This window comes from Pilibacter termitis (genome assembly GCF_900167335.1).
GTDB classification, from domain to species: domain Bacteria; phylum Bacillota; class Bacilli; order Lactobacillales; family Streptococcaceae; genus Pilibacter; species Pilibacter termitis.
Window position 1 is genome coordinate 138,037 of the sequence record NZ_FUXI01000002.1, and the last position, 12,050, is coordinate 150,086.

The following is a 12,050-nucleotide window of genomic DNA, read 5'->3' on the forward strand; positions in this document are numbered from 1 at the left end:
ATCATGATAGAATAAGGTCTATTCTAATGAACTGAGGAGAAAATATGCGTAAAAAAGTGATAGAGTTTGTAGACTTTTCATTTCAATACGAGAGCCAATCTGAAGCGACCTTGAAAAATATCAATTTATCTATTTATGAGGGTGAGAAAATCTTGATTGTAGGTGCATCAGGTAGCGGAAAGTCTACACTTGTGCATTGTTTGAATGGTCTTATTCCTCATTTGTATAAGGGAAAAATGACAGGTAGTGCAAAAATTGGTGGGAAGGATTTGGAAAGCCAAAGTTTACACGAGCTTTCTTTTCAAACAGGAACTGTTTTGCAAGATACAGACGGACAGTTTATCGGGTTGACTGTTGGTGAGGATATTGCATTTGCATTGGAAAATGATGAAGTTTCACAAGAAGTGATGTTGCCTGAAGTGGAAAAATGGGCGGAAAAAGTAGAAATTTCAACGCATTTGACACATAAACCTCAAGAACTCTCTGGCGGGCAAAAGCAACGTGTTTCTATGGCGGGCGTGTTGATTAGTGAGTCGCCAATTTTGTTATTTGACGAGCCACTTGCCAATTTAGACCCTCATGCAGGAAAAGAGACGATTGAGTTGATTGACGAGTTGCACAAGCAAACAAATACGACTGTTATTATTGTAGAACATCGGTTGGAAGATGTTTTACATCGAAATGTCGATCGCATTATCGTGGTTAATGAAGGTGAGATTGTCTCAGATACTTCGCCAGATGAATTGTTGAAAAGTGAGACGTTGATGACGTATGGAATCCGTGAACCACTTTATGTAACGGCAATGAAATACGCTGAGATAGACGTAAAAAATGTCGAAAATCTTGCAGACCTTCGTTATTTAAAAGGAAAAGAAATCAAGCAAAAATTAGAAAATTGGCAAGGGAAACATCCAAATCTTGTAACAAAAGAGGCGAGCGAGGAACTTCTTTCGTTGGAGCGTGTGAATTATCGTTATCAAAATAGCCAAAAGAAAGTGCTGAACGATATTTCTTTCCAAATTCAAAAAGGTGAACGCATTAGCATTGTCGGGAAAAATGGTTCGGGAAAATCGACGCTTTCTAAAGTGATTTGCGGATTTTTACAAGCGAACGGCACTTTTTTGTGGCAGAAGAAAGAAATCCGTGAACATTCTATCAAGGAACGTGCGGAAAAAATTGGTTATGTCATGCAAAATCCCAACCAAATGATTAGCAAAACAATGATTTTTGATGAAGTCGCTCTTGGCTTGAAACTCCGTGGTGTAGAGGAAGAAGAAATAAAAGAACGGGTAGAGAAAACACTCAAAGTTTGTGGCTTGTATTCTTTTAGAAATTGGCCGATTTCTGCTCTTAGTTATGGGCAGAAAAAACGTGTGACCATTGCGGCAATTTTAGTGCTAGAGCCAGAGATGATTATATTAGATGAGCCGACAGCAGGACAAGATTTTAGGAATTATTCTGAGATGATGAATTTCCTCGATGAATTGAATGCTCAAGGAAAAACAATCGTCATGATTACGCATGATATGCACTTGATGTTGGAGTATTCGGACAGGACATTTGCTATGCTTGACGGGGAAATTCTTGCAGACAAACTTCCTTCAGAAGTGTTGACGGACGAGCAATTAGTAAAGAAAGCGAACCTTAAAGAAACGAGTTTGTTTACATTAGCGAAAACATTTGAATTGGAAAAACCAGAGTTATTTGTGCAAAAATTCATAGCTTATGACAGGGTGGTGAGAGAAAATGAATGATACAGTTCAAACGCTTGGTTATCAAAAAGGGGAGAGTTTTCTTCATCGCCTAAATGGCACGAGTAAATTGTTATTTTTTGTCTTGGCATCAGCTGCTTGCATGACGACTTATGACACGAGATTTCTTTTATTTGTAGGGATTGCCTCGATTTTTTTGTTTAAAATTTCAGGTATTCGTTGGCGACAAGTTTCATTTGTGATGAAATTTATCTTTGTTTTTTCACTTTTGAACTTAGTAGCAGTCTTTTTATTTGACCCAGCTTATGCGGAGAAAATATACGAAAGCAAGACAACGGTGTTAGGGAATGGTTATTTTCATTTAACACTAGAAGAATTGTTTTACTTGTTCAATTTGATTTTAAAATATTGTTGCACAGTGCCACTTGCGGTATTGTTTTTATTGACAACTAACCCAAGCCAATTTGCCTCAAGTTTGAACAAAATCGGGGTTTCTTATAAGATTTCTTATGCGGTAAGTCTAGCACTTCGCTATATTCCAGATGTGCAAGAAGATTTCTTTAACATTATTTTGTCTCAGCAAGCAAGAGGTTACGAGTTGTCCAGAAAAGCAGGGTTTATTGATAGAATTAAAGGATACACAGGAGTTTTATTACCGTTGATTTTCAGTAGTTTGGAGAGGATAGATTCTATTTCAACTGCTATGGAATTGCGACGGTTTGGCAAAGGAAAAAGAAGAACTTGGTACACGGAACAGAAGTTTTCTAGCAAAGATATAGCCGTTATTTTCATCGGATTATTCCTCTTGCTTATAAGTATTTGTCTATTTTTTGTAAATAAAGGACGATTCTATAATCCTTTTGTTTAACGGTTAAGTGGTTTTATTTTTCAAAAATAAAAAAATTGGAGCATACAAATTTTGATTGGAATTTGTATGCTTTTATTATTTTCATTAGAAAAAAATCATTTATTTCTTAAAAAAAGAAAATATAGAATGGCGAAATCATAGGCTTTTTGTTGAAAAAATGTTAGTAAAATTATAGAATTATTATAGATAAAAGAAAAGGAATACAAAAACGAAAGGCGGTGTCAAATATGAGATTAGTAACATTATTGTCGTGCGACACGTTTCACTATAAATGTGTAGTCATGAAAAGTGAGGGTTCACAGAAATGTGAATTACAACTAATGATTTGACAGTTGGAATGAAAGCCGTCATGTTGGCTGAAACAACTGGTCTGAGACTCCTATATGCGTTTGATTATAACAGTAATCAAGGGTGTAAAGCTAGGTAAAGTCGGCAGAACGATACCTAAGTAAGTCGAAATGCTTATATGGTAAAGGATATGCCGGGACGCTAGTACTACAAATAAATTATTTTCAAGAAAATTTTAAGTAGTAGGAAAACTTTCTATGGTAAGAATGTTCAAAGAACTGACGAACTTGCGAATGTACGGGTCGAAGGGCAAAGAATCGAAAGATAGATTGCCCGATTGAGCAATACCGAAAAGTAAGATTGGCAATTATGAAATTCGGGATAAAGAACGATGACTTTATAATTGTTCAGGCTCAAAGCAAGTACCTAAGGAAAGATATGAATAGCTAAAATCATTGGAACGTGGAAAGCGAGAAACACTTAAGGACACCTCTAAAAACTCCGTTTAAACCAAAATTAGATAGTTTTTCGATTTTCGAGGAAATCGACGAAAGCTATGTGGTTCATAGGTTGAGGAGATTGACGAAGAAAATCGGAAAACTAGCAATTTTGGATAAGCGTGAGTTTTTAGAGGTGTCCTTAAATAAACGACTGTTATCGGAGTGTTGGATATAAGGCGAAAGCCGAAGTTCCTTAATTCTCGTGAGAGTAGGGGCATAGTACCGTTGAAACGTGTAACGAACGTGGAGGGATGGCCCCAAGGCTTGTTCTTTGGAAAATGTAGCAACGCTTAGAGTACATATTCATTGCGAGCGTTGTGATTTCTAAAGAAGAAGTTGGAACGCCGTATGAGGTGAAAGTCTCACGTACGGTGTGGAGCGGGGGAAAACTTGGAGAGTTATTCAAAGAGTTACCTATCGCTATTTCAGTCTTAGCAGTTGCAGTAGCAACAGTGGTAGTAGTCACAACCATGAACGGACAACATGAAGCGGCAGAAAAAGAAGAAACAGTGACGATGAACTCCGTTGCAGGCATGGAAGCTCAACCATTGAGCTTGGAGTTTTTAAAAGAAGATTATCCAACTCCACGTGTTGAAAAAGAAGAAAAAGTAGTGGAACAACCAAAACAAGAAGTGAAAGAAGTTGTTCAAGCTAAACCAGTTGTTGTAGAAGAAGTAGCAGAACCAGAAGTGACACCGCAAGTAGTTGAGGAAGAAGTGGTGCAACCTGAAGTAGTCTACGAAGAGCCTGAAACTCCACAAGTGGTAGAAGAAACGCCACAAGAAGAGCCAACTGTTCCACAAACATATGTGCAACCAACTTCTCCATACAAACTAAGTTTTAACACTGTGCCAACAGATAGTGCACCAGAATCTGGATATGGTATGTGGAGAGACAACTTTGTGACAGCACACAATCCGGGTAGCGGTTCAGCGTTTCTTTCTTTGGTAAACGGGGACAAAGTACAAATTAATGGAGCGGTATATGTAGTCGTAGAACAAAGATTAATCTGGGGGTCACATTCTCTTTATCCGGGTGCTCCAGAACAATTGAAATATTTCGATGTGAATGAAAATGTATTTGTAGGTGATTGGATTTTTGACGGACGTATGACACTCCAAACGTGTGCAGACAATGGATTTAGCAAAATTTGGATTTGGAAATTAGTGCAAGCATAAGCGTTAAAACAAGAAACGTGCAGAAAATCAAAAAAAAATAGTTGAAATCGCTTGCCATAGAAAAATGATTATGCTATATTATGTATAGGAAAGCTGTGATGTTCGATTTGTTCATTTAGTGTGTTGACCGAACATTTTTATTTAGACATTGGGAATGCTCATGTACGGAAGTAGGAGCTACGTCATTACACGTGACAAGCCAGAAACGAAAGTCGTGATTCCCACCTGCATATTTAGCGGGTTCAAACCTTGGAACGTTCACCGGCATTAACGGCAAGTACTATTCTTTATAAGAATGAAGCAATCTGACTTGTTCGGATTGCTTTTTTAAGTGAAAATAAATGGGATTGCAAAGTTTTTCCTCCTCCTTTTCCAAAGACTTTGTTATAATAGAATGAAGAGAATGTATCAAAAAAATAGAGTTTTTCAATATTGAGGAGTGATTTTCATGAGCGGAACAGAGATAGCGGCAATTATTGCAGCGGTCGCATTTGCGATTTTAGTGGCAGTTTTATGTGTTTTGTTGTCAAAAGTGATGAAGACTATTACAAAGGTTAACGAAACGATTGATGAAACAACGCAGACAATTGTAGTGTTGAAAAAAGATGTAGATGTGTTAATGCAAGAAGTAGAGGGACTTTTGACGAAGAGCAATGTATTGCTTGAAGATGTCAATGGAAAAGTTGCGACTATTGATCCATTGTTTACAGCGGTAGCAGATTTGTCTGAAAGTGTAAGTGATCTGAATGCACAAAGTCGCAATATTTTGGGACGCATGAGCAGTGCAAGCAAAAAATCTTCAAAAGTTGCCACAGTAAAAACAATGGCAGGAGCAGCAACAAACATCCTAAAAAAACGAAAAGCGAAAAGCGAAGAAGTGCGTTAAGGAGTTTGTCGCAGTGAGCCATGCCATTTACTTGCTTGAAACGAAGTTTCAAGTGGCATTGCGAACAGCGACCAAACTCCTGCACTTTGCAGCTAGACAAGAAGAAAAGCGTAATGGTGCGTTTTGAAGTCTGCAACAGTGAGCCACAGCATTTACTTGCTGGAAACGTTAGTTTCCAGTGCTGTTGCGAGCAGTTGCCAGACTTCAGCACCATGTAGCTAGACAAGAAAAGCGAAGAAGTGCGTTAAGGAGTTTGCGACAGTGTGAGCAGTCGCCCAACTTCTGCACTTTGCAGATAAATTAAAAAAGTAAGGAGTGAATTTTATGAGTAAAAAAGGTGGATTTTTATGTGGTGCGTTATTTGGTGCAGTTGTAGCAACAGGAGCAGCGTTGCTATTTTCACCAAAATCTGGCAAGGAATTGCGTGAGGACATCAAAAAACAGCTAGATGATTTCAAAGAATCTGACGGAGATTATTTGAGCGTTGCCAAAGAGAAAAAAGAGGTTGTTCTTGAAAAAGCAGCAATCAAAAAGGACGAATGGCAAGATAAGGCAAGTGAATTGCAAGAAAAATTAAGCGAAAAAACAAGTGGGAAAAGTGATGAAGCACTTGATGCACTTAAGGATAAGAAAGAGGCATTGATTAGTCGTTTTAAAAAAGAAGTGAAAACAACAGGCGATGAAGAAGAAAACATCGTGCTTGATTTGCGAGTTGATTTGGAGGAGACTGACAAGGTCAAGGACGAGCTACTTAGTGAGGAAGAGGAATAAATCCAAATGAAACGCATGAAATCAACGGTGAAAAAGATTTCATGCGTTTTTTGGCTGATTGGAAGAATAGTGTAAGGAAAATTGTAGGAGGAGCAGAATGAATTTAGAAAAGAGCCTAAAGGAAAATTTTGGATTTTCAAGTTTTCGCAAAGGGCAACAGGAGATTATCACACAAGTACTAGAGAGAAAAAATACGCTTGGGATTTTGCCGACAGGAGCGGGGAAATCCATTTGTTATCAACTTCCTGCGGTGTTAGAAAATGGCTTGACATTGGTTGTTTCTCCCTTGATTGCTCTGATGAAAGACCAAGTGGACGGTTTACAAGAACAAGGCATTTCAGCGACATTTATCAATTCTTCGCTTGATTATCAGGAAATCGAGTGGAGAAAAGAAGAAATATTGCGTGGTGAGGTGAAATTGCTTTTTCTAGCACCAGAGCGATTTAGTTTAGGAGAGTTCAATGAATTTTTACAGCAACTCCCGATTTCGCTTGTGGCGATTGATGAGGCACATTGTATTTCAAGTTGGGGACATGATTTCAGACCGTCTTATTTGGATTTTGCGAAAATTTTGTTGGCGTGGGAGAGCGTGCCTACGATTTTAGCGTTGACAGCGACAGCGACAAAGGAAGTAGCAAGTGACATTTGTCGCACACTTGGCATTGAAGAGAAGAATATCATTCAGACTGGTTTTGAGCGGAAAAACTTGTCGTTTGAGGTAGTCAAAGGGAAAGATAAGCGTTCATTTGTCAAAGAATATTTGCAGTTGAACAAAGAGGAAAGTGGCATTATTTATGCTGGGACGAGGAAAGAAGTGGATGAGCTAGAGCATTTCTTGTCGCAATCTGGTTTTTTGGCAACAAAATATCATGCAGGGCTAAGTGAAGTGGAGCGAAATCGCAACCAAGAGGCGTTTATCAATGATGAGTGTCACGTCATGGTGGCGACAAACGCTTTTGGTATGGGAATCAACAAGAGCAATGTGCGTTTTGTTCTTCATTATCAAGTGCCCGGGAATATCGAAAGCTACTACCAAGAGGCAGGACGTGCGGGTCGTGACGGTTTGGAAAGTACGGCGATTTTGCTGTATTCGTTGCAAGATTTCCGCCTGCGTTCGTTTTTTATTGAGCAATCAGAAGTGAGTGAGGATAGAAAAACGCTTGAATATGAAAAATTGCGTGCCATGCAGAGTTATGGCAATACACAAGGGTGCTTGCAACGTTTTATTTTACAATATTTTGGCGATGATGCCACTGATTGTGGCAAATGCTCGAATTGCTTAGATGACCGAGAAAGTGTAGATATTACCATTGACACGCAAAAAGTCTTGTCTAATATTAAACGCATGGGGGAGAGGTTTGGGAAAACATTGGTTGCGAAAGTCTTGATTGGTAGCAAAGATCAAAATGTCCTGAAATTTCGCTTTGAACAACTCCAAACGTATGGAATTTTGAAGAATTTGACACAAAAACAAGCGGTAGAGTTGATCGATTTTTTGGTGAGCGAGGGCTATATTGCGATTCAAAAAGGTCAAATGCCGATTTTGCTCGTTTCTGAACTAGGTGTACGTGTGTTAAAAGGTGAGGAAAAAGTTTTCAGGAAAATGACCGTTGTCAAGAAAACAGTCGTGACACAAGACGAAGAATTGGCTGGTTTGTTCGAGGTGCTAAGAAGCAAACGTTTAGAACTTGCAAGAGAACAAGGAGTTGCACCGTTCTTGATTTTTTCAGATGCCTCTTTGCATGATATGGCAAATCTCTTACCAGAAACAGACGAACAATTTTTAGAAGTAAAAGGAGTAGGGCAAAACAAACTAGAAAAATACGGCACAATTTTCATGGAAGAAATCAAGAAATTTTCCGAAAAAGCAAAAGGAATTACGGAGAGTTAAAGAAACAATTATGTGTTTCTAAAATTCCACTTAATTGAACCAAAAGAGCGTGCGTGATATACTTAATGATAGTAAAAAGACTTCGAGCGGACAAAGTTCGCTCATGACCCCACTTGTCTGGAGTGAAGTGGAATCTAAGAAAGACAAAGCGAAGAGGGGCGTTCTGGAGACTGTAAGACACAGCGAACAGTTGCCAGTCTCCAGCCCCTAGTAGCTAGAGAAAGGAGAACATATGACCGAAAAAGTACAATTAACGATTATTACAGGGATGAGTGGAGCAGGAAAAACGGTTGCCATTCAAGCATTTGAGGATATGGGCTATTTTGCAATTGACAATATGCCTCCTGCACTTTTACCCAAGTTTTTAGAACTATTATCAGAAACAAAAAATGATGAAATGAAAAAAATTGCACTTGTGATTGATATGCGTAGTCGTCATTTTTTCTCAGAAATGCAGGAACTTCTCAATCAATTAACCGACTCACCAAGGTTGGATTTCAAGCTGCTATTTCTCGACTCTGAAAATGCCGAGTTGGTGGCACGTTACAAAGAAACTCGCAGAAGTCACCCGCTTGCTACCGACGGCTTGGTGCTTGACGGAATTGAGCGTGAGCGTGATATTTTGCGACCTATCAAAAATTTTTCGCAACTTGTGATTAATACGAGCGAAATGACTCCACGACAGCTGAGAACGGCGATTTTAAAAGAATTTTCAACGGAGATTGTCAAACAATTTCGCATAGAGCTATTGAGTTTTGGCTTTAAATACGGGATTCCGATTGATGCGGATATGGTAATGGACGTGCGTTTCTTGCCAAATCCTCATTACATTCCAGAATTGCGTGCGTTAAACGGTCAGGATAAGTCGGTTTATGACTATGTGATGAAATTCCCAGAAAGCGAGGAGTTTTATCAAAATTTCATGAATATGCTAAAACCAATTTTACCGGGGTATGAAAAAGAAGGGAAATCCGTCTTGACGATTGCGATTGGTTGTACTGGTGGTCAACACCGCTCTGTTGCGTTTACCGAGCGGGTAGGAGTTGAACTTGCAAAGGACTGGACGGTGCATATTCAGCATAGAGATAAAAATAAACGGAAAGAAACGGTGAATCGTTCATGAGAAAGCCTAAGATTGTAGTGGTAGGTGGGGGAACAGGGCTACCTGTTATTTTAAATAGTATGCGTTCACGTGGGGCAGATATTACAGCGGTGGTAACCGTTGCAGATGACGGTGGGTCAAGTGGTGATATTCGTGAAGTGATGTCGATTGCTCCGCCGGGAGATTTGCGGAACGTATTGGTTTCGCTTAGCGATATGCCAAAATTTTATCATGATTTATTTCAATACCGCTTTAAAAGTAGCGACCATTTTCTTGCCAACCATGCGATTGGGAATTTGATTATCGCTGCTGTAAGTGAAATGGAAGGCTCTAGCTATACAGCTATTCAGCATCTTTCCAAAATGATGCGAGTGGAAGGACACGTCTATCCAGCAAGTGAACAACCGTTGACCTTGCACGCAGTATTTGATGACGGAAGTGAGGTTGCAGGAGAGTCAAAAATTGCCGAATGTGGTAAAAAAATCGACCATGTCTATGTGACAAACACCTATGATTCCAAGGAACAACCAAAGGCAGCAAGACAAGTCGTCAAGGCGATTTTAGATGCCGACATGGTGATATTAGGTCCCGGCAGTCTCTTCACGTCCATTTTGCCAAACCTTGTGATAGAAGAAATTGGCGATGCAGTAAAAGCAACACGTGCAGAAGTGGTCTATATTTGCAATATCATGACACAGCGTGGCGAAACCGAGCAGTTTACCGATGCCGACCATGTGCGTGTGCTAAACGAACATTTGGGCAAGCATTTTATAGATACTGTTCTGGTCAACAATGAAAAAGTCCCAACAGGCTACATGGATACGGAAAAATATGACGAATATCTAGTACAAGTAAAACACGATTTCGAGGGCTTACGCAAACAAGGCTGTCGTGTGATTTCAACAGATTTCCTAAAATTACGAAACAAAGGCGTTTTCCACGACGGCGATTTGGTGGTAAATGAATTGTTTAATTTAGTGTTTGGTGCTAGGTATTAGGTGGCGATAGAAAAGCGGAGAGGGGCGAATTGAAGTCTGCAACAGCGAACCATGTCGTTTATTCACTCGAAACGAAGTTTCGAGCGACATTGAGAGCAGTTGCCAGACTTCAGCCCCTCGCAGCTAGACAGAGAAAAGCGTAGAGGGGCGTTTAGGGTTTTGTCGCAGTGAGCCATGCCATTTACTTGCCTGAAGCAGAGCTTCAGGTGGCATTGTGAACAGCGACCAAAACCTTGCCCCTCGTAGCTAGACATAGAAAAGCGAGCGGGGCGAATTGAAGTCTGCAACAGCGAATCATGTCGTTCATTTACTAGAAACGTAAGTTTCTAGCGACATTGTGAGCAGTTGCCAGACTTCAGCCTCTCGCAGCTAGACATAGAAAAGCGTAGAGGGGTGTTCAGGGTTTTGTCGCAGTGAGCCATGCCATTTACATGCCTGAAGCAAAGCTTCAGGTGGCATTGCGAACAGCGACCCAAACCCTGCCCCACGTAGCTAGACAAAGAAAAGCGGAGAGGGGCGTTCTGAAGTCTGCAACAGCGAACCATGCCGTTCATTTACTAGAAACGTAAGTTTCTAGCGACATTGTGAGTAGTTGCCAGACTTCAGCCCCTCGCAGCTAGACAAAGAAAAGCGAACAGACCGTTTACGGTTTTATAGAAAAAAACGAGTATTCTCGCAATTTCCAAGGTTTTGGGGAGGTTAGAAAGTTAGAGGTTTATCCGTGATGAGAGAGGCAAGCCGTCAAGCACGCATGACTAGAGAAGCAATAATCAAAAACTTCATTGACGGGGAAGTCGATTTATCGACAAAGAAAGAAGAGTTGGGTGTTTATGAAGAACCGTCAAGAAAAGCACGTCAAAACGCACGTTTGATTAGGAGAGAAAAACTAAAAAATAGCGTGGAAGAAAAACTCAACGAATATTCTAAGACTATTAAACAACACGAACAACTTCCGAAAAAAGCAGAGAAAAAAAACAAAGGCAAAGGGAAACACAAACGCTCCCCTTTGTTGATTTCGGCTATTTTACTGATTGTTTTTGGTATGATTGTGCTACTTTACCCAATTGTCGGGAATATCCTTGCCAACCAAGAACGTTCAGAGGCAAGAACGACCTATGACAATTCCATGAAAAAAATGTCACAAGAAAAGAAAGATGCGGCATGGGAACTAGCGGAAGAATACAACAAGTACATTTACAGTCTGCAAGAGGGAAGAGTGAAGAGCGAAGTTGAGTACAAAAAAGTGCTAGACTTAGGAGATACGAAAAATAACGTAATGGGGACGATTGACATTCCTGCAATTGATATTGTGCAACTGCCGTTTTATCATGGAACGGACATGAAAACGCTCGATAAAGGGTTAGGTCATTTTCAGCCAAGTAGTGTACCAGTTGGTGGTGTGAATACACGTAGTGTTATTACTGGACATAGCGGTGTGAAAAATCAGGTCTTGTTTACAGACATTCGTAATTTAAAAGAGGGGGATTTGTTTTTCATTAATGTTTTGGGGAAACGTCTTGCCTATGAAATTGATTCATTCGAGGAAATTTTGCCGAGCGAAGTAGAAAAAGTGAAAATTACACCGGGACGTGACGTAGTTACCCTTCTCACCTGTACTCCGCCGGGAATTAATACATATCGCTTGATCGTGAATGGTCATCGCATTCCGTACGCAAAAGCGGAAAAAATGCCAATTAATAAGCGGAATTTTTGGTCGTATCAATCTATCGTGTTGAGTTCTCTTCTATTTTGTTTTGTTGTATTCATGATTTTGTATTTACTTCATCGTTATTTTATGAAGAAATCAAAATCCGAGGACGAAACCATTCGCAACAAAGCGAAAAAACGCATGAAAC

At 39.8% G+C, this 12,050-nt stretch carries 11 protein-coding genes; all 11 read left to right on the top strand.

From position 1 onward, the window contains the following. Positions 1–44: 44 nt before the first annotated feature. Positions 45–1,754 carry an ABC transporter ATP-binding protein gene (locus B5D30_RS01395; RefSeq protein ID WP_078806241.1) on the top strand — a complete coding sequence of 570 codons (1,710 nt, stop codon included), beginning with the start codon at positions 45–47 and terminating at the stop codon, positions 1,752–1,754. Continuing rightward, positions 1,747–2,580 (top strand): energy-coupling factor transporter transmembrane component T family protein, encoded by an 834-nt coding sequence (locus B5D30_RS01400; RefSeq protein ID WP_078806242.1) that lies wholly within the window; start codon positions 1,747–1,749, stop codon positions 2,578–2,580. The genes B5D30_RS01395 and B5D30_RS01400 overlap by 8 nt, the downstream gene beginning before the upstream one ends. A gap of 1,105 nt (positions 2,581–3,685) precedes the next feature. Then, complete coding sequence (locus B5D30_RS01405) at positions 3,686–4,546, top strand: hypothetical protein (RefSeq protein ID WP_078806243.1); 861 nt, start codon at positions 3,686–3,688, stop codon at positions 4,544–4,546. Positions 4,547–4,994: 448 nt separating this feature from the next. Then, the gene (locus B5D30_RS01410; protein WP_078806244.1) at positions 4,995–5,432 is read left to right on the top strand and encodes a DUF948 domain-containing protein; all 438 of its coding nucleotides are present in this window, start codon (positions 4,995–4,997) and stop codon (positions 5,430–5,432) included. 324 nt (positions 5,433–5,756) lie between these two features. Then, positions 5,757–6,203, top strand: coding sequence for a YtxH domain-containing protein (locus B5D30_RS01415; RefSeq protein WP_078806245.1), 447 nt, complete (start codon positions 5,757–5,759; stop codon positions 6,201–6,203). Positions 6,204–6,300: 97 nt separating this feature from the next. Further along, positions 6,301–8,094, top strand: coding sequence for a DNA helicase RecQ (recQ, locus tag B5D30_RS01420; RefSeq protein ID WP_078806246.1), 1,794 nt, complete (start codon positions 6,301–6,303; stop codon positions 8,092–8,094). Between the two features lie 49 nt (positions 8,095–8,143). After that, complete coding sequence (locus tag B5D30_RS13390; protein ID WP_159443162.1) at positions 8,144–8,305, top strand: hypothetical protein; 162 nt, start codon at positions 8,144–8,146, stop codon at positions 8,303–8,305. A gap of 21 nt (positions 8,306–8,326) precedes the next feature. Next, complete coding sequence (gene rapZ / locus B5D30_RS01425; protein WP_078806247.1) at positions 8,327–9,217, top strand: RNase adapter RapZ; 891 nt, start codon at positions 8,327–8,329, stop codon at positions 9,215–9,217. Then, positions 9,214–10,194, top strand: a complete 981-nt coding sequence (locus tag B5D30_RS01430) for a gluconeogenesis factor YvcK family protein (protein WP_078806248.1) — start codon at positions 9,214–9,216, stop codon at positions 10,192–10,194. The genes rapZ and B5D30_RS01430 overlap by 4 nt, the downstream gene beginning before the upstream one ends. Before the next feature lie 413 nt (positions 10,195–10,607). Further along, positions 10,608–10,763 (top strand): hypothetical protein, encoded by a 156-nt coding sequence (locus B5D30_RS13395; protein ID WP_159443163.1) that lies wholly within the window; start codon positions 10,608–10,610, stop codon positions 10,761–10,763. A 155-nt stretch (positions 10,764–10,918) separates the two neighbouring features. Next, on the top strand, positions 10,919–12,050 hold a 1,132-nt coding region (locus B5D30_RS01435), incomplete at its 3' end, for a class C sortase (protein ID WP_407675484.1).